This is a genomic window from Paenibacillus sp. FSL H8-0315, from assembly GCF_038005365.1.
Taxonomy (GTDB): domain Bacteria; phylum Bacillota; class Bacilli; order Paenibacillales; family Paenibacillaceae; genus Paenibacillus_AQ; species Paenibacillus_AQ odorifer.
Genome location: NZ_JBBOTA010000001.1, coordinates 4,502,438 through 4,520,505 on the forward strand (window position 1 = coordinate 4,502,438; position 18,068 = coordinate 4,520,505).

16 protein-coding genes and 1 pseudogene are annotated in these 18,068 nt (G+C 44.9%); 10 read left to right on the plus strand and 7 right to left on the minus strand.

The window, feature by feature from the left end:
• Window positions 1-108 precede the first annotated feature (108 nt).
• From MHB56_RS19510 to MHB56_RS19520, 3 genes are all read left to right on the plus strand, one after another.
• Window positions 109-561 carry a MarR family winged helix-turn-helix transcriptional regulator gene (locus MHB56_RS19510; protein WP_036676493.1) on the plus strand — a complete coding sequence of 151 codons (453 nt, stop codon included), beginning with the start codon at window positions 109-111 and terminating at the stop codon, window positions 559-561.
• A gap of 11 nt (window positions 562-572) precedes the next feature.
• On the plus strand, window positions 573-1,784 hold the full coding sequence (locus tag MHB56_RS19515; RefSeq protein ID WP_076130619.1) for an MFS transporter: 1,212 nt from the start codon (window positions 573-575) through the stop codon (window positions 1,782-1,784).
• Window positions 1,785-2,008: 224 nt separating this feature from the next.
• A complete protein-coding gene (locus MHB56_RS19520) occupies window positions 2,009-3,778 on the plus strand; it encodes a M3 family oligoendopeptidase (protein ID WP_341143887.1) in 1,770 nt (589 codons plus the stop codon).
• On the opposite strand, the gene MHB56_RS19525 is transcribed toward MHB56_RS19520, so the two are convergent.
• The gene (locus tag MHB56_RS19525; protein ID WP_341143888.1) at window positions 3,775-5,352 is read right to left on the minus strand and encodes a bifunctional metallophosphatase/5'-nucleotidase; all 1,578 of its coding nucleotides are present in this window, start codon (window positions 5,350-5,352) and stop codon (window positions 3,775-3,777) included. The genes MHB56_RS19520 and MHB56_RS19525 overlap by 4 nt on opposite strands.
• 177 nt (window positions 5,353-5,529) lie before the next feature.
• Between MHB56_RS19525 and MHB56_RS19530 the strand changes: the two genes are divergently transcribed.
• The 5 genes from MHB56_RS19530 (at window position 5,530) to MHB56_RS19550 (ending at window position 9,925) form a co-directional block, all read left to right on the plus strand.
• Complete coding sequence (locus tag MHB56_RS19530; protein WP_038568963.1) at window positions 5,530-6,507, plus strand: phosphate/phosphite/phosphonate ABC transporter substrate-binding protein; 978 nt, start codon at window positions 5,530-5,532, stop codon at window positions 6,505-6,507.
• A gap of 129 nt (window positions 6,508-6,636) precedes the next feature.
• The gene (gene phnC, locus MHB56_RS19535; protein WP_076187310.1) at window positions 6,637-7,419 is read left to right on the plus strand and encodes a phosphonate ABC transporter ATP-binding protein; all 783 of its coding nucleotides are present in this window, start codon (window positions 6,637-6,639) and stop codon (window positions 7,417-7,419) included.
• Window position 7,420: 1 nt separating this feature from the next.
• The gene (phnE, locus tag MHB56_RS19540; RefSeq protein WP_036676482.1) at window positions 7,421-8,212 is read left to right on the plus strand and encodes a phosphonate ABC transporter, permease protein PhnE; all 792 of its coding nucleotides are present in this window, start codon (window positions 7,421-7,423) and stop codon (window positions 8,210-8,212) included.
• Window positions 8,209-9,012 (plus strand): phosphonate ABC transporter, permease protein PhnE, encoded by an 804-nt coding sequence (phnE, locus tag MHB56_RS19545; RefSeq protein ID WP_036676480.1) that lies wholly within the window; start codon window positions 8,209-8,211, stop codon window positions 9,010-9,012. Before phnE (MHB56_RS19540) ends, phnE (MHB56_RS19545) begins: the two co-directional genes overlap by 4 nt.
• A 181-nt stretch (window positions 9,013-9,193) precedes the next feature.
• A complete protein-coding gene (locus MHB56_RS19550; protein ID WP_036676473.1) occupies window positions 9,194-9,925 on the plus strand; it encodes a ZIP family metal transporter in 732 nt (243 codons plus the stop codon).
• Between the two features lie 96 nt (window positions 9,926-10,021).
• Here the strand turns inward: MHB56_RS19550 and MHB56_RS19555 are convergent, their stop codons facing one another.
• Both MHB56_RS19555 and MHB56_RS19560 read right to left on the minus strand, forming a co-directional pair.
• The gene (locus MHB56_RS19555; protein WP_282579691.1) at window positions 10,022-11,011 is read right to left on the minus strand and encodes an aldo/keto reductase; all 990 of its coding nucleotides are present in this window, start codon (window positions 11,009-11,011) and stop codon (window positions 10,022-10,024) included.
• Between the two features lie 94 nt (window positions 11,012-11,105).
• Window positions 11,106-11,954, minus strand: a complete 849-nt coding sequence (locus MHB56_RS19560; protein ID WP_076130624.1) for an AraC family transcriptional regulator — start codon at window positions 11,952-11,954, stop codon at window positions 11,106-11,108.
• A gap of 200 nt (window positions 11,955-12,154) precedes the next feature.
• On the opposite strand from MHB56_RS19560, the gene MHB56_RS19565 reads away from it, so the two are divergent.
• On the plus strand, window positions 12,155-12,706 hold the full coding sequence (locus MHB56_RS19565; RefSeq protein WP_038568969.1) for a general stress protein: 552 nt from the start codon (window positions 12,155-12,157) through the stop codon (window positions 12,704-12,706).
• Between the two features lie 89 nt (window positions 12,707-12,795).
• On the opposite strand, the pseudogene glpX reads toward MHB56_RS19565, so the two are convergent.
• From glpX to MHB56_RS19585, 4 genes and pseudogenes are all read right to left on the minus strand, one after another.
• A pseudogene (gene glpX / locus MHB56_RS19570) lies at window positions 12,796-13,791 on the minus strand (class II fructose-bisphosphatase).
• Between the two features lie 44 nt (window positions 13,792-13,835).
• Window positions 13,836-14,642, minus strand: coding sequence for a pyruvate, water dikinase regulatory protein (locus tag MHB56_RS19575; protein ID WP_076220444.1), 807 nt, complete (start codon window positions 14,640-14,642; stop codon window positions 13,836-13,838).
• A gap of 12 nt (window positions 14,643-14,654) precedes the next feature.
• Entirely contained in the window at window positions 14,655-15,329 is a 675-nt protein-coding gene (locus tag MHB56_RS19580; RefSeq protein ID WP_076282071.1) for a helix-turn-helix transcriptional regulator, read from the minus strand.
• 125 nt (window positions 15,330-15,454) lie between these two features.
• Window positions 15,455-16,387 carry a DMT family transporter gene (locus tag MHB56_RS19585; RefSeq protein ID WP_076130627.1) on the minus strand — a complete coding sequence of 311 codons (933 nt, stop codon included), beginning with the start codon at window positions 16,385-16,387 and terminating at the stop codon, window positions 15,455-15,457.
• A 168-nt stretch (window positions 16,388-16,555) separates the two neighbouring features.
• Here MHB56_RS19585 and MHB56_RS19590 point away from each other — a divergent pair, with 168 nt between their 5' ends.
• Window positions 16,556-17,965, plus strand: coding sequence for an aminotransferase-like domain-containing protein (locus tag MHB56_RS19590; protein ID WP_248547902.1), 1,410 nt, complete (start codon window positions 16,556-16,558; stop codon window positions 17,963-17,965).
• Window positions 17,966-18,068: the final 103 nt, after the last annotated feature.

The following is an 18,068-nucleotide window of genomic DNA, read 5'->3' on the forward strand; positions in this document are numbered from 1 at the left end:
TTATAATAGTTAGTTTATAGCTTTGCTTCACCTTTACAAAATTAGTTGTTAGGAATATAATTGTTTAAGCAACTATTAAAACAGTGTTAATTGAGAAGGGATACGATCATGACGACAAAGCATAACCAATCCGAGCTTACGTTAGGATTTATGATGGGCACGACTTATCGTAAATTAAGCATGTTATTTCAAAGTGGGCTGAAAGAACATGATATAACACCGGAGCAATGGTCAGTCCTTTTTCATATTGACAGAACGGAAGGTTTGATTCAGAAGGACATTGCTAAGCGCTCTGGTAAGGATAAGCCAACTACAACGCGAATTCTGGATCATTTGGAAGGAAAGGGACTGATCTACAAAAGAACCGGTGAGAACGATCGGCGTTCTTTTAAAGTCTATATTACAGAAAAAGGAAGGTCTCTGGTGAAGGAAACCGTTCCTATTGAAGATAAGGTGACAGAAGAGATTATGAACTGTATTTCTAGTAAGGAATATGAGTTGCTCATGGAATTGCTGCTAAGAATAAACAATCATGTAGATCAAATAACAGATGGAGAGTAGGAAGGCAAGTTATGTTAGAACAACAAGAACTACGTACGAAATTATGGACCAAATCTTTTATTGCTTTAACGATTAGTGCTTTATTTTTATTTATGAATTTACAGATGTTGTTATCTTCATTTCCGTCTTACGTAAAAAGCGAATTTCAGGCCGGAGATATCATGGTCAGCCTCGTTACCAGCGTCTTTGCATTAACTGCGATCGCCTCACGTTTTATGACCGCTTTTCTGATGCGGAAGGTTAGTCGCAATGTATTATTATATATTGGCTTAGCAATTGCCGCCGCTATTACCGGCCTTTATGTTGTAGCAGATTCTATCGGATCACTGCTGCTGATGCGTGTGGGCTATGGGATTGGATTCGGGATTGCCAGCACGATTATCCCAACGATTGTTTCACAGATTATTCCAAGCAAAAGAATGGGTGAAGGGATAGGTTATTTCGGTTTATCCACCAGCCTGGCGATGTCGATCGGTCCAATGATTGGCTTGAATGTGATGAAACAATCAGGTTTTGGAACACTGGCTATGATCGGTATGGTAACTTTACTTCTTGCTTTTCCAGTACTTTTATTTTCTCGTTCACTTCCAGCGCAACCGAAAAAAAAGCCTACCCCAACTCAAAGCGAATCCACCAAACCTCTCAAGGTTCCGTTTAATACAAAGTTAGTATTGCCTGCCATTCTAAATGTCATGTTGGCAATTACCTACGGGGGATTGCTAAGCTTTATCGCTTTATTCGGCGAATCAGTTCATCTGGAGCAAGTGGGTTTGTTCTTTTTATTTAATGCGGTTACGATCATCATTATAAGACCTATCTCCGGCAGATTATTTGATAAAAGAGGACCAGCTTCTGTCCTAATCCCGGCGGCGGTTTGCGTCGTTGCAAGCTTAACTGTGCTTTCTTATACTACCTCTATGCCAATGCTCATCGTTTCTGCACTGCTATATGGACTTGGCTTCGGCGCTATTCAGCCAACGATCCAGGCTTGGATGCTTCGCACCTCAACTCCAGCACAATATGGTATGGCCAACAGTATGTTCTATAACTCAACGGATTTGGGTGTAGCCAGCGGAGCCATTATTCTGGGGGCAATCTCGGCAGCAACTGATTATGGGATAATGTATCGTTATTCGGCTGGGTTTATGGTGTTGTTCCTTATCGTGTATGTGGGAATTCAGATTAACAAGGCTAGAGTGAATCCATCAACCTTAAGTCAATAGGGTTCGGAGATTAAGCCAATCTTTATCTGCTATTCATATTATTTTAAGCTAAGAGGGTTATAGTAATCACATAACCCCCTTATAATATAGACTTTGACCCTGCCGGACGTTGGCAGGGTCCTTTTTTTGTGTATGAAGAGAAGAAGTACATTATGTCGATGCACTTTTCTGGCAGGATGGATTATGCTTAGAAGAATAGGAATCGAAGGGGGAGAGATTTGCGGATGAATATGACATGGAACTTAGATAGTTTATATCCTTCCTTTGAATCGGAGCAGTTAAAAAGGGATCGCAAGCTACTGGACCAGCATATACAAGATTTAAAGCGGTGGGCTGAGCACCATTTGAAAGTAAAAGACGTTACAGCCATGTCTGTGGAGGGCTTTTTAAGAATTTATAATGATTATAAAAGCATATATGTATGCTTGTTAGCTTATGCAGAGTTAACACTCAGCGCAGATCGTGGCTCCGAGGAAGCCATGAATCTTGCTGATGATATTGAGGAGGCCAATTCAGAAATCATCGGGGTAGTTGTGGCTTTTAAGCGCTGGTTTAGCACTTGTGATCATATGGCTGAGCTTATCGTTAGCTCACCTTATCTAATGGAGCATCAATTTTATTTGCGAGAACTCCTGTTACAATCCCGCTATGAGTTAAGCGAAGAACTTGAAATGGCCATAGCCAAAATGCAGAGTACAGGATCCAAAGCATGGAGCAGACTGTATATGGAGAGGACTTCAAGTGCACTTGCAGATTTAGTGGTAGATGGGGAAACTAGACAAGTGACACTTGCGGAGCTAAGAAGTATGGCTTATGAGAATAATGCCAGCTTAAGAAAAGCTGCTTATGAAGCAGAGGCAGAAGCCTGTAGTCTTATTGCTGAGGTCTGCGCAGCCAGCTTAAATGGCATTAGTGGTGAGGCGGTGACGATTTATGGCATGCGGGGTTATCAATCTTCTCTGGAAAAAGTGTTAATCGCTTCGAGAATGGACAGTGAGACTTTAGCCGCTATGCTCACTGCTCTTCGGGAGAGCCTGCCAGCCTTTCATACCTATTATCAAAAGAAAGCCGAGCTGCTGGGACATCCGGCAAAGCTGCCTTTTTACGATATTTTTGCACCAGTCGGTGTAGAAAACGGGAAAATTACATACGCTAACGCCAAAGATACAATCTTCTCGAGCTTCGCAACCTTTAGTGAGGAACTGTCTTGTTTTGCTCAGAAGGCTTTTGATCAGCAATGGATTGATGCAGAACCTAGATCAGGCAAAGGGGGGTATGGACTTTGCATTGATATTTTCCCGATTGGCGAGAGCAGAATTATGACCCAGTTCACCGGAAATGCCATAGATATTAGTATCCTTGCCCATGAGCTCGGCCATGCCTATCATAGCTCCTGTCTGGCTAATGAAACGATGCTGAATACGGATTACCCGATTCCGATTGCTGAAACGGCTTCGATTTTTTGTGAGACGATAGTGAACCATGCCATAATTACAAATTCAACGGAGAAGGAAGCTCTGCTTATTCTGGAGAGAAGTATTTCTGATGCCGGTTATTATCTTGTAGACTTTTATGCCCGTTATTTATTTGAGATCAAATTATATGAGAGAAGAGCATTAGGCCCGCTGTCTGTTCAAGAGCTAAATGAATTGATGATTGCCTGTATGGTGGAAGCCTATGGTGAGGGCATTGACCCGGGTACAATCCATCCGTACATGTGGATGAACAAAGCTGGATATTTTATGGCTAGTAATGAATTTTTGAATTTCCCGTATTCCTTTGGTTTGTTATTCTCTAAAGGACTGTACGCGGAATATTTAAAGAGGGGCGAAGAGTTCGCCCCTAAGTATCGCCAGTTCCTTAGGGATACCAGCAAACATAATATTGTTGATGTAGCAAAAACAATGGATCTAGATGTTCACTCCATCGACTTCTGGAGAAGTGCATTGAAGCTGATAGAGAGCGACATTGGGGTGTTCATCGCTAAAGCCTAAACAACTCTCCAATTATGGTCACAGGTAGCTTCAATTTGGCCATGCTTTTCAATGTAGTCCGTGACAATTTCAGATATGTCGATCATAATTTCTTGAACAATCGGTTTACCCTTATACATCTCATAATCTCCGCCACCGCTGGCTCTATAATTGTTCATAACAACCTCATATTCTTTAGATTCCTCTATAGGCTGTCCTTGGTACAGCAGATGGAGGACTCTTTCGCCTGCAGGTCTAGCGGTATCAAGCTCGTATTGTATTCCTTCCCACATATCATAATTGTAATGCTGCGGTTTAGGCTCGATGTAGGCGGGGTTAACGATTATTATTCCGTTCTCGTCTTGTTGGAAATAGTTAGCGGTTTGTTCTAAGGCCTCTCTAATATCTTGTCCTGTCAGTCTTAGGACGGTTAAGGTGTTGGGATAAATGAAGTTCGATAAAATGTCTCTGCGTGTGATGGTTTCGCTGAAACCCTTGCAATCGTTACTGAGTAAGGCTGCTGTAGAAATATCTACGCCAGTAGCCTCCATTTGTACCTTATTCATAAATTCTATAAAAGGGTGGTCAGCTAAGCGGCATTCATCAGCACTGGAAATAGACAGGTCCCCGATAACCGTTCCTATTCTCTCATCCAGCCAAGTTTGTGTTTCTGATTCAAGAGTACTGCTCAGCTCTAGGATTATTTCATCTGCAGCTGTTGTCTCATTAGCGTTAAGGAGCTCGGCATGTTTACGCTGAATCTTCCAGTGTGTATTTTCTTTTTGGAAAATAACCGAAATTTTACCGAGGGAAAGTCCATTACAACCAGGTTGTATGATTGTAACACCGTTCAACTCCCCAGCTATGGAGCGGTGCTGATGTCCGGTAATTAGCACATCTATGCCCTCTACCTCTGTACACATGGCGTAGGCTTGATTCTCCCCCGTTAGTCTTTCTACAGGTTCTCCACTGCTTAGATCGCGTTCGAATCCGCCGTGGTAAGCTACAACGAGCAGATCAGGCTGCTCTTCTGCCCGTATAATGGCACACCAATGTTTTACAGTCTCTAGCGAATCCTCAAATTGAAGCCCTTCAATATGGCTAGGGTTCTCCCAGTGGGGGATGTAATGCGTCGTAACCCCTAGAACGGCTACTTTGATTTTATCTACCCATTTGATGATATAGGGTTTACCAAAGGCGGGTTGATTTGTCGTGTTATCTATAATTCCAGCTGATAACCAAGGAAAGCAGGAATCCTGAACGGCTTTATTCAGCAGAGTTTTGCCAAAATTGAATTCATGGTTGCCAATAATTGCAGCGTCATATTTCAATTCATTTAGTGCAGCTATGCCCGGATTCAGCTCATTACTATAATGTGTAGCTGCATAATAAGTTAACGGTGTGCCTTGAATAAGATCACCGTTATCTATAAGGATCAGCTCAGGAATATGGGATCTTTCTTGTTTAATGAGGGTAGCAATTGTTGCTAAGCCTGCTGGTCGTTTCTCCCCCGTGCGGTAATCGACGGGCCCAAAATGTCCATGTAGATCACTTGTTACGAGGATTTCACAGGTTATTGAATTCTCTTTATTCATAGGTAGCCCCTCCTGATAATAAGTTCAGACCTCATTCTAGCAGATAATTTGGTAACTTTAAGAGATTGGAATAAATTTTACATATATTTGATGCTTGGTTGCTATTGATTTAATAAAACACATCTATAGTTTAGAAGTACTCAAAAATAAAAATAGAAAACAGTGGAGGTCTTTCGTTTGAGAAAAATCAGTAAATTCGTATTGCCGCTAATGATGTCTATTACATTGCTTAGTGGTTGTGGCGCTAACAACACTACAAATAATGCAAACCAAGGATCGACGGATGGAGCAAATGCACCGAAGGAAACGGCAGCTCCTGTAGCAGAGGGTTATGTTCCAGAGAAGCTTACTGTACAATTTGTTCCTTCTCAAAATGCAGATACGCTCGAAGCTAAAGCGAAACCTCTTGAAAAATTACTGGGTGACAAGCTCGGTATTCCTGTAGAAGTAAGTGTCTCTACTGATTACAACACCGTTATCGAAGCTATGGCCTCTAAAAAAGTGGATGTAGGTTTCCTTCCTCCAACTGCTTACGTGTTAGCTAAAGAAAAAGGAGCAGCTGAGGTTATTCTTCAGGCTCAACGTTTTGGTGTAAATGATGAAACCGGTGGTCCAACAGATGAATTAGCGGATTTCTATAAATCTATGATTATCGTCAAGAAGGATTCTGCGATCAAATCGGTTGCCGATTTGAAAGGTAAAAAAATTGCCTATCAAAACGTTACATCCTCAGCAGGTTTTGTATGGCCGGCTGCAACACTAATGGATGCAGGACTTGATCCGTTGAAGGATGTACAAGCCATTACGGTTAAAGGTCATGATCAAGGCGTGCTTGCTGTGCTGAATGGTGACGTAGATGCAGCAGCTATTTTCCAAGATGCCCGGAACACGGTCGTTAAGGATTATCCAAAAGTATTTGAAGATACTCAAGTTCTCGCCTTTACTGATAAAATTCCTAACGATACGATTTCGGTCCGTTCAGATATGAATAAAGAATGGATAGAAAAAATCCAGCAGGCATTCATTGATATCGCAGCTGACACAGAAGGCCATGAGATTATCAAAGACATTTACTCTCATGAAGGTTATGTGAAATCACAAGACAGCAACTTTGACATTGTTCGCGAATACAACAGTAAAGTAAAAACAGAGTAGAACAGGCCGTTCAAGGATACAACGATGTTGGTGTATAACAGGCATTAAGGATAGCCAGCTCCGGATTCCCCCCCGGATCTGGCTATCTCTTTTATACGAATATACGAAAACACATAAAGGGATGATTTCATGATAGAGCTTCGTAATGTATCCAAAACGTATCTAAACGGAACCAAAGGATTAAACAACATTAACCTGACCATTCCAGCCGGAGAATTTGTAGCTATTGTTGGTCTTTCGGGAGCAGGGAAGTCGACCTTGCTGCGTTCCATTAACCGGCTTCATGATATTTCCGAAGGTAATATTCTTATTAACGGGCAGTCCATCACGAATGCAAAAGGAAGTCGGCTACGAATGATCCGTAGGAATATCGGAATGATCTTTCAAAGCTTCAACTTAGTGAAACGTACGACGGTGCTTCGTAATGTTTTGGCAGGACGGGTGGGCTATCATTCCACACTGCGGACGATACTTGGCAGATTCCCACAAAAGGATATCGATTTAGCCTTCGAATCCCTTGATCGGGTAAATATCGCCGAGAAGGCCTATACACGTGCAGATCAGCTATCTGGAGGTCAGCAGCAACGTGTTGCTATTGCCCGTGTTCTTGCGCAGGAGGCACAGATTATCCTCGCAGATGAACCTGTAGCTTCACTAGATCCGCTCACAACCAAGCAGGTTATGGATGATCTAAAGAAGATTAATATGGAACTCGGGATTACGACCATTGTGAATTTGCATTTTATTGATCTGGCTAGAGAATACGCTACCCGGATTATCGGGCTCCGGGCAGGAGAGGTTGTCTTCGATGGTCCTGTATCAGAGGCAACTGATGAGAGGTTTGCTGAGATTTACGGCAGACCGATTCATCAGGATGAGTTGTTGGGTGAGCCTGTAGTCGGAGGCGTGTGAGATGAGTGTAAATGCAGAGAAGCTACATCCCAAACCGCCAAGAAAGATAAAACATTATTTCACAGCCATTATATTAGTAGTATTACTGTGGAGAAGTGCTGTCTTAACCGATTCATCCTTCGGGGAGCTGATCTCCGGTCTGCCGAATATGCTTGATTTGCTTAAGGAAATGTTTCCCCCGAACTGGGGGTATTTTGACAACATTATAGATGCGATGCTGGAGACGATCCGGATGGCGCTGGTTGGCACAACGTTTGGTGCCATTCTTGCGGTTCCGGTTGCGCTGTTGTGTGCAAGCAATATTACGCAAAGCCGTTGGCTTCATTATCCGGTTCGTATGCTGCTGAACCTGATCCGTACGATTCCCGATCTGCTGTTGGCTTCTATCTTTGTGGCTATTTTCGGCCTCGGTGCGCTTCCTGGGATATTTGCATTGACGATATTTTCGTTGGGGCTGATCGCTAAGCTTACCTATGAAACGATGGAGACGATTGATCAAGGACCTTTGGAAGCAATGACTTCAGTGGGGGCTAATAAGATTCAACGCATTATGTTCGGAGTCATTCCACAGGTACAGGCTCATTTTATGTCTTATGTCCTATATGCCTTCGAGATTAATGTTCGTGCTGCGGCGGTTTTAGGTCTGGTAGGAGCGGGTGGGATCGGCCACTATTATGAAGTCACCCTAGGCTTTTTGGAATACGATAAGACTTGCACCATCATCTTGTTCACATTAGCAGTAGTACTGATTATTGATTATGTAAGCACTAAGCTGCGGGAGAAATTAATATGAGTAAATCATGGAATACCCTTGTCCCTAAACCCCGTAAAAATCGTTTTCGTTGGCTGATTTATGTAGCCCTAGCCGCGTTATATATTTGGGCTTTTTCGGGAGTGCCGTTTAATGGATTCAAAGAAACCGCCGGGATCATTACTAAAGCAATTTTTGCCGGGATATTCTCACCTGACTGGGCCTTCGTTTATTTACCAGATGGGGAGGATCTCCTGCGGGGATTGCTCGAGACGTTAGCTATTTCAATCCTAGGCACTTTTATCTCGACCTTTTTATGTATTCCTTTTGCATTTTGGGCTGCAGTTAACATGAGCAAGGGAAAGGTAATTTCAGGTTCCGGCAAGCTGATGTTGAGCTTTATACGAACCTTCCCTGAGATTATTATGGCTTTGTTATTTATCAAGGCTGTTGGACCGGGTTCTTTTGCAGGTGTGCTGGCTCTGGGACTACATTCGGTGGGCATGCTCGGCAAATTGTTCGCGGATGAGATTGAGAATATCGACAACGGTCCACTCGAAGCTTTAATTTCTTCTGGTGCCAGCCGCATGCAGGTATTGTGGTTTGCGGTGTTGCCGCAGGTGCTGCCGGGATTCTTATCCTATACCTTATATAGATTCGAAATTAACGTTCGTTCGGCTACAATTCTAGGTGTGATTGGAGCAGGCGGGATCGGCACACCGTTAATCTTTGCGCTCAGTTCACGGAATTGGGACCGCGTGGGGATTATACTGCTAGGTATCATTGCGATGATCACAATTATTGATTTGATTTCCGGCAAGATCCGGAAGAAGCTGGTGTAACCGAGTTGCATAATGATATGTGAGACAAAGACCTCCTTAGGGTATGAACCGAACCTAGGGGAGGTCTTTTATGATATGATCCATACTATATTGGACCATTCGAAAATGTATGAAAAAGTAATAATTATTTTTTCTGAAACATATGTTGGTCTATCCGACTTGTACCAAAGGAGTTGAAGGTTTGGAATCTGCGCTTATTGGCAGCTTTGTATCGGCAATGGCTACCGTTCTTGGAGCATTTCCGATCCTGTTCGTGAAGAGGTTATCCGAGAAGTGGAAAGATATCCTCGTAGCCTTCACTGCGGGGATTATGGTGTCCGCCTCCACGTTTGGACTCATGCCGCAATCGATCAAAGAATCGGGGATTATCGCTTTAACCTTGGGCTTGATTACCGGAGTGCTGCTGCTTGATTTAATTGAAAATAACATCCCGCATATCGATGTGGAGAATAAGCCCGGTTATACCAATATGGATTCAAAAGCGCTGCTTGTTATGATTGCGCTGTTCATCCACAACATACCAGAAGGCCTCAGTACAGGTTTCAGTTATGCCAGCGAACAGGCCAGTTTAGGTCCTACCGTGGCGATTGCCATTGGCGCACAGAATATGCCGGAAGGTTTGATTCTTGCGGTCTTTCTGATGAATTCGCGAACTAGCAAGCTAAAAGCCTTAGGAATCGTTACGCTTACCGGCTTAATGGAGATGGTATCTGCGGTGATCGGGTATTTTACTGCCAGTTACCTGCATAATGTTGTGGGTTATGGTCTCGCTTTTGCAGCCGGAGCTATGCTCTTTATCGTCTACAAGGAGCTGATTCCGGAGAGTCATGGCCATGGTTATGAGCGGCCTTCGACGTATTCTTTTATTTTTGGATTATTGATCATGGTGTACATCACGCAGATATTTGGGTGAGCAATTAACTCTAATCTATAAAAAAGAAGACCAATGAAATGCCAGAGCAGCTTTAAGCTGCCTGACCTCATTGGTCTTTGCTGTTATAACTAAGCTTTATCCCCGCAGAATTGCCTCAATTTGCTCTAGCTCTTCAGCGCTAAGCTCTGGGGCATTTAAGGAAGCGACGGCATCTTCAATCTGGCTTACCTTACTTGCGCCGATCAATGCAGAAGTTACTTTGTCTCCACGGAGTACCCAAGATAACGCTAGCTGAGACATTTTTTGTCCACGTGCAGCAGCAATCTCGTTCAGTTTGCGAACCTTGCCGATCGCCTCTTCGGTAATGGCATTCTCAGACAGGAATACACTTGGACCAGCGGCACGGGAATCAGGAGCGATTCCGTTTAGATAGCGATCGGTCAGTATGCCACCTTGTAGCGGGGAGAACACAATGGAGCCGATGCCTTCTTCAGACAATACATCCTGCAAGCCATCTTCAATCCAGCGGGACATCATGGAATAGTTTGGCTGATGAATCAGGCATGGCGTGCCTAGTCGACGCAGAATTTGTGCCGCTTCGCGTGTTTGTTCAGGTCCGTAATTCGAAATCCCGACATACAGCGCTTTACCTTGGCGTACCACGAGGTCCAGCGCAGCCATGGTTTCTTCCAGTGGTGTATTTGGATCTGGGCGGTGGTGATAGAAAATATCAACATAATCCAGTCCCATACGTTTTAAGCTTTGATCTAGGCTGGAGACGAGATATTTTTTGGAGCCCCATTCACCATAAGGACCAGCCCACATATAATAACCAGCTTTAGTAGAGATAACCATCTCATCACGATAAGGGGTCAGATCCTTTTTAAGAATTTGGCCAAAACTTTCTTCGGCGGAGCCTGCGGGTGGACCGTAATTATTGGCAAGGTCAAAATGAGTGATTCCAAGATCAAAAGCTCTTCTTACCATGGCGCGGCCATTCTCAAATAAGTCGTTGCCGCCAAAGTTATGCCATAGACCAAGCGAGATCGCTGGCAGGAGTAGACCGCTCTTTCCGGTGCGATTATATTTCATATTGTCATATCTGGTAGCGCTTGCGTTATACATGATTTATTCCTCCTATAAACACTTATTACTTAGTACGTTACGTCCTTATTGTAGCGAAAGATCGCGGACAAACGTATGTCAGCAAGGAAGAAGTTTATAGTACAATGTCATTTTCGAGATGACGGCTACGGTATTCTTTTGGCGAACAACCTTTCACCTTCTTGAACATCCGTGAAAAGAGTAAGGGGTCCTGATAGCCCACAGAACGTGAGATTTCACCAATCGTGCATAAGGTCTCTGTCAGCAGCTCGCACGCCTTAGCGATGCGGAAATTTAATAAATACTGCTGGGGTGGCATACCTATTGTCCGTTTGAACAAGGAGGATAAATATTTGCGATCCAGCTTGAGCGAAGAGGACATCATCTCAACCGAAATATTTTCACAATAATGTGTATGCAAAAAGTGCAGGCATTGCTCGACGTAAATACTCTTTTGACGTGGTAAAGGAAGTACATCTGGAACTGCTGGCACCGCTCGAAGTAACAGAGAAAAGAACTCATACATAATTGCTTTTAGAGGTAGATCCAGACTGTCCGAAGCTTCAGCTGCTTGTGTCAGGAGCTCGTATAAATTCGGCATAAGCTGTTCATCCATTGGAAAGATCGGGTGCTCAGGTGACAAGGCGGTTTTGGCCAAAATATAATCAACCTGCTCCCCGGTAAAAGCTACCCAAGAATAGGCCCATGGATTTGCTATGTCTGCTGTGTAGGCAGTTACGATATGCGGATAGGTGAGAAAAGCTTGTCCTGGCTTAAGATAATGGGTCTGTTCACCCACAGTAACTTCACCTGTTCCTGCATGGATAAAATGTATTTTATATACGTCACGGACCCCAGGTCCAAAAAAATGTCCGGGAAGACACTGCTCCCGCCCCCAGTAATGGAGATGCAGGTCGGGATTGCCTCGGAAGGGACGCTCAGAATTATAGTTAAATATCGCCATGGATGATTCCTTCTCTTTCTTCTATAGAGTTAATCAAGGTAGTTGTACCCGCTTACTTTTATTATACAGCATATTTTAGAAGGAATATTAACTCGGAATTGCAGACAATTCAAAGATCGTAGTTTATCCCTGTCCAGTTTGGTTAAGTAAGCTATGAAGCTGAACGTATGAGCTAACTACATCAATAGGAGGTAATGGAGATGAATAAGAGAATAGTGGGTGTCTTTGCTGCCGAATACGAAGCTTCGCGAGCTATTGAGGAGTTGAAGCGTCAGGGCTGTAGGACAGAGGATATTTCGATTATCGCGAGAAATAAAGCGGACGAGGAAACTCTTAGAGACGAGTCAGGAACCGTGGCCCCGGAGGGTATGGCTACAGGTGCAGCTACTGGTGGTCTGCTGGGTGGAGTAACGGGGCTGCTGATGGGAATTGGCGCTTTGGCTATTCCTGGTATTGGACCTATTATTGCAGCCGGACCTCTTGCGGCAACACTAGCCGGAGCGGCGATAGGCGCAGGCAGTGGCGGGTTAGTCGGCGGACTTATTGGCCTTGGCATCCCTGAAGAGGAAGCAGAGAGCTACGATAATTACGTGGATGAAGGTCATATTCTAGTAATGGTGGATGTGGAAGGCGAGCAGAAGGAGCAAGAAGTGAAACAAATCTTCGCAAAGTATAACAGCCTGAACGCAGAACGCTTTGAGAAAGTTGCTAATATAGATCCATTAGCGAGTGAACGTATTGGAAATAAATAAGAAGCAATTAGCATTCAGTGTAAAAAAACAAAACAGGCTATCTCACTAGCAAAGGATACTGCTAGTGAGATAGCCTGTTTTTTGCGGTTTTATAGAGAGACAGCATTTTGTCTAACAGTCTGCGCAGCCGGTATTTCTTTTCCTGGCAGGAAATGAATGCTGCGAATATAGCGGATTGTCCGGCTCTGTGCCCGCATGATTACCGAATGTGTCTCCGCGCGTTCTTTGCCGATAAAACGGACACCGTTCAAGAATTCACCTGACGTTACACCCGTGGCGGCAAAGAGGACGTCGCCCGTGCCAACCATGTCTTCCATGTATAGCACTCGCGTTGGATTGGCAATTCCCATGCGTACACAGCGCTGTAGCTCTACTGGTCCATCCGGGAGCAATCTGCCCTGCATTTCACCACCAAGGCATTTCAGTGCAGCGGCAGCAAGAACACCTTCGGGTGCTCCACCGGAACCCATATATAAATCGACATCGCTGTCTGGCAGTGCAGCCGCAATAGCGCCAGCGACATCTCCGTGACCAAGCAGCTTAATTCGTACCCCGGCTTCACGCAGGCTATTAATCAGCTGCTCATGCCGTTTGCGATCCAGCACCATTACGGTTAACTCGGAGAGAGATTAGCCAGTGTAATGGCAGGCTTTTTGCAGAGTGATCTCTACAGGATCCTCGAGTCTAAGCTTACCGGCAAGCTCGGGCCCGCAGGCTAACTTCTCCATATAAATGTCCGGGGCATGCAGCAGGCTGCCTTTATCTGCTATAGCAATAACAGATTGCGCATTATGCAGGCCGCAGGCAACAACCTCAGTTCCTTCGAGAGGATCGACGGCTACATCGACAGCGGGACCTTTTTGGTTCCCGACTTTCTCACCAATATAGAGCATTGGAGCATCATCCATCTCTCCTTCACCTATCACAACAGTTCCGTCGATGGACACAGAATCGAACATGGAACGGATCGCAGTCGTGGCTGCATCATCTGCCGCATTTTTATCGCCCCGCCCAATCCAACGAGCCGAGGATAAAGCACCTAGTTCAGTTACCCGTACAATCTCAAGGGCCAGTTCGCGCTCCATTCTAATTCCCTCCAGTGCATTCTATATATTTTGTATACTGAAATTTAGATATAACCCATAATAATACCAGCGGTTTCTTCTATAGCCTTGTCAGTAATATCAATTACAGGACAGCCCAGCTTGTTGAACAATGAAGCGGCGTATTCCATCTCTTCGGTGATCCGCTCCAGACTTGCATATTGGGAGCCTGTCGGTAATCCGAGAACCTTAAGCCGCTCAGAGCGGACCTTCAGCATGTACTCGGGTTTCATGGTTAATCCAATAAGCCGGTTCGGCGGCAAGCTTAATAGTTCTTGCGGAGGACCAATCTCCGGGATAATCGGATAGTTAACGACTTTTTTTCCTCTATGGGCCAAAAAGATGCTAAGCGGTGTTTTTGAAGTACGGGACATGCCCAGCAGAACGATATCGGCTTTGAGCATGGCACCCAGATCACGGCCGTCATCACAGGCGACGGTGAATTCTATAGCTTCTATGCGGCGGAAATAATTCTCGTCGAGCTGGTGGAGAAGACCTGGCCGTTGCTGAGGAGCATCGTCGAAGGTATCAATGAAGGCCTGCATCATAGGGCCCATGATATCAACGATCCGTAAATCAAGACGTACCGCTTCCTCACGGATCATTTCTCTTAATTCTGGCTGCACTAATGTATAGGCGACAAAACCTTTATGCTGAGCTGCTTCTTCCATAAGCTTGCGTAGCTCGTCTTCATGCCTAATATTGCCGTATCTTTTAATGGTGACCTGCTGATTCTGAAATTGGTGAATAACTGCCTGCACGACAGCCTCTGCCGTATCTCCTATAGAATCCGAGCATATCGTTATTAAGTTGGAAGATTGCTCGATGCTCATGGGTTCCTCCTGTTATCCTTTGGCTTCAAGTTCGAGGAGAAGTTTGATGATGGAGGTTTTTGTTAAACGTCCTACCACATCCAGTTTTGTACCGCCGTCTTCAGCGGCGCTGGGAACAACCACCGGCAAACTGTCTACCTCGTGAAAAATCATCTTATGTGCAGCTTCAAGCACCGGCTCATCCGGTGAAGTTGTGACCACTTTGGGCTGGCGCGTCATAACCATGCTTACGGGCATGGAGACTGCACTGGGGTTGCCCAAGGTTACCTTTAGGAAATCCTTACGTGAAGCAACGCCCGTGAGTTTACCCTCTTCGTCACAGATAATAAGAGTGCCTACATCCTGTAGAAAAAGCGTAACTACGGCATCTTGAATAGTTGTGGTCTCACGGATAACTATAGGTACACTTTGAATTTCTTTGACCATCGTTTCCTGCAGCAGATAACCGCTTCCCTGACGACTGGATGATTTCAATCCTGGGAAGTACCCGACCTTCGGCTTGGCGTCGATATATTTGAGCATAACCAAAACAGACAGATCCGAGCGAATTGTAGGCCGGGTAAGGTTCAAACTTTCGGCAATCTGTTCGCCGGTAATCGGAGCTCTTTTGTTAACGATATCGATAATCTCTATTTGACGTGATGTCAGTTCGATCACAATTCCCTCCACTTCCGATAAAAAAGGCATTCCTCTTTAGAAAAGAAGCGCCGTTAAGCGAATCCTCCTTTCATATATGAGTCATATTTAGCTGTGTTTAATTTAACTTGTTTATATAATACGCAATAGTGGTCATAAATGCAATATATAGTACGTCATATATTTGATTTTTTTAACGCAACAGTGTTGATCTTCTTTTTTTGCAGTAATTGCTTTAAAGCATCAGCATTCACTAGGATTGTTCCGGCAATGATGGTGAACACTCCAAGAATTGTAATCCAAGATACGGACTCCTTGTAAAAGAAAAAGCCTACACCCACCGCAATCGGTGGAGAAATATAAAGCCAGGTAGAAGGAAACACTGGGTTGGTCTTAGCTACGAGCCAGTAGAACAAGGTATGGCCGACCATGGAGCCGATAACTGTGAGATAGAGCAGTGAACCTGCTGTTTCGAATGAGAAGAGAAATGCAGGATGTACTTTTTCCGTGGCAAAAGAAAGAATGAATAATAACGCACCGCCATACATCATTTGAGCCGCATTCAGCGCAATCGGTGAGACCTCAGGCATACTGTTAATTACTTTTTTGGAGTAAATCGCACCTACAGCATAGCAACACTCTCCAATTAGGACTACGGCGCAACCGATGAGCCACAGTGGTGAAATATCAACGGCGAGATTGGGGAGAACCAGCAGCAGTACGCCAGTGAAGCCGATGATGCAGCCATATAGGGAGATGGCGGGTGCTTTTTGCCGAAGAATAGAGGTTTGGAGCAGCAGGATCATGATCGGACCAGTGGCAGAGAGTACAGCTGCAAGCCCTGAAGAAACATATTGTTCAGCCCAGTAGAGACCCGCGAAGGTGCCGAAGGTTAGAGCAGACCCGGTGAACAACATTTCTTTGCGCAACAGCAAGGAGAAGCTGGCTTTTCGTTTCCAGACCATCCATAGGAATAGAACAGCGCCTGCGACAAAAAATCTTAAGCCCGCTGAAAAGAAAGGAGGCGCACCGGCATCTACGCCGATTTTGATAGCTAGAAAGGTCGTGCCGAAGATCAGACATACAAGTGCATAAGCAAATAAGATCATTTTGAAAGTCCCCTTTTGTGTGCTTTATAAAATATAAGAATTTATAAGCTGGCATTTTGTTAATCATATAGGGGAGAGGACAGAACAGATTGCCTTGTGTAGAACAGATTAATTCGGAAATCGTGTACAATATGATTACAAGGTTGTTCGGAGAGGAGTTGTAGCCAGATGAAAAAGGTTGTGGGAGCGGAGCATAATCATCCTTTGTTTCGGCAGGTCTATGAATTTCTATTAAATCGCATGGAGCGAGGGGAGTGGGTCGCACATGATAAGCTTCCTTCTATACGGCTGCTGGCGGAGGAGCTTAAGGTACATCGACTGACCGTATTCAAAGCGTACAGACGGTTGACGGAGGATGGAAAGGTTTATGTAAAAGATAAATCAGGATATTACGTGGCACCCATAATCTCGCTTCCTGCTATTGAAGTAGGAGCCGAAGTATCGGCTTATGCGCTCACTAATCCGCTGTCTGATATTCAGAGAGTGCCAGTTAAGTATCAGTTCTCGCAGGCGCTGATTGATCCGGGGCTGCTGCCGAATCTTTTTCTATCTGACTATGTCAAAAAAGTGTTCGATCTATATCCCAAGGTAATGGGAACGTATGCCTCGGTCCAGGGGGATAACGAGCTGCGTGAGACGTTAAGCCACCACTTTCGGAAGCAACATCGGCTGCAGTTAACTTCGGAAGAGCTGCTTATTACCTCGGGTGCGCAGCAGGCGATCAATCTGATTGCCCGGATTGTGCTTGGTCCTCTGGATACGGTGCTTGTGGAGCGGCCTACTTATAGTGTTGCTATGGATATTTTTCGCCGGGAGGGGGCACGGTTGGTCCCGGTAGAGATCACTCCGGAGGGATATGATCTGGAGGAAGTAGAAGCTTTGATGAAAAAGCATAAGCCGCGTATGTTCTACATTAATCCAACGCATCACAATCCAACTGGATACACGGTGCCTGTGCAACAGCGCAAGCTGTTGGTAGAACTGGCCGAACGTTATCGCTGTTTACTGGTGGAGGATGACCCGTTCCGCGATATGTATTTTGATGAGGAGCCGCCGCCGCCCTTTTTTGCTTATGATACGGAGGGGTGGGTGATCTATATCAGCAGCTTCAGTAAATATGTAGCCCCTGGCTTACGAATCTGTGCGGTGGCCTGCCGATATCCATTTATGGAGCGTCTAATCACGGCCAAATCACTCGCAGACAATGGCACTCCGCTGCTGAATCAAAAAATATTTCTACATTACTACACCTCCCCACGCTTGCAACAGCATCTTGGTAAGCTGCGCATTGCGCTTCAAGTGCATAAGGAAATTGTAGAAGAGGAGCTGGCGGGGACTGGCTGGGAATGGACGACTCCGCAAGGCGGATTAAATCTATGGGTGAAACTACCGGAGCATCTTACGATGGATCGCCTGTTTGCTTCAAGTATGGCGCAGTCGATCGCTTTTGTTCCTGGGGAGTTATTTGATCCACTGGGGGAAATGAAGTCAAGGCTTCGCCTAAGTTATTCCTTTGCAAGCGAAGCGGTGCTGCGCGAAGGAATACAGCGTTTGATTGGGATCGCGCACAGTCTGTGAGTGGTACAGCAGGTATGGGGGATTAATGAAGAGGATATGAGGAGTTAAAGAGGATTAGAGGAATTAAAGAAGAAGATTAGATTAATTGCTGCCGGATAGACTT

Coding starts and splice junctions, on each gene's coding strand:
- MHB56_RS19525 (WP_341143888.1), bottom strand. CDS start 5,352: ATGAATAAAGAGAATTCAATAACCTGTGAAATCCTCGTAACAAGTGAT.
- MHB56_RS19590 (WP_248547902.1), top strand. CDS start 16,556: ATGAAAAAGGTTGTGGGAGCGGAGCATAATCATCCTTTGTTTCGGCAG.
- MHB56_RS19560 (WP_076130624.1), bottom strand. CDS start 11,954: ATGGCGATATTTAACTATAATTCTGAGCGTCCCTTCCGAGGCAATCCC.
- MHB56_RS19575 (WP_076220444.1), bottom strand. CDS start 14,642: ATGAGCATCGAGCAATCTTCCAACTTAATAACGATATGCTCGGATTCT.
- phnC (WP_076187310.1), top strand. CDS start 6,637: ATGATAGAGCTTCGTAATGTATCCAAAACGTATCTAAACGGAACCAAA.
- MHB56_RS19585 (WP_076130627.1), bottom strand. CDS start 16,387: ATGATCTTATTTGCTTATGCACTTGTATGTCTGATCTTCGGCACGACC.
- MHB56_RS19515 (WP_076130619.1), top strand. CDS start 573: ATGTTAGAACAACAAGAACTACGTACGAAATTATGGACCAAATCTTTT.
- phnE (WP_036676482.1), top strand. CDS start 7,421: ATGAGTGTAAATGCAGAGAAGCTACATCCCAAACCGCCAAGAAAGATA.
- MHB56_RS19580 (WP_076282071.1), bottom strand. CDS start 15,329: ATGCCTTTTTTATCGGAAGTGGAGGGAATTGTGATCGAACTGACATCA.
- MHB56_RS19565 (WP_038568969.1), top strand. CDS start 12,155: ATGAATAAGAGAATAGTGGGTGTCTTTGCTGCCGAATACGAAGCTTCG.
- MHB56_RS19555 (WP_282579691.1), bottom strand. CDS start 11,011: ATGTATAACGCAAGCGCTACCAGATATGACAATATGAAATATAATCGC.
- MHB56_RS19520 (WP_341143887.1), top strand. CDS start 2,009: ATGAATATGACATGGAACTTAGATAGTTTATATCCTTCCTTTGAATCG.
- MHB56_RS19510 (WP_036676493.1), top strand. CDS start 109: ATGACGACAAAGCATAACCAATCCGAGCTTACGTTAGGATTTATGATG.
- phnE (WP_036676480.1), top strand. CDS start 8,209: ATGAGTAAATCATGGAATACCCTTGTCCCTAAACCCCGTAAAAATCGT.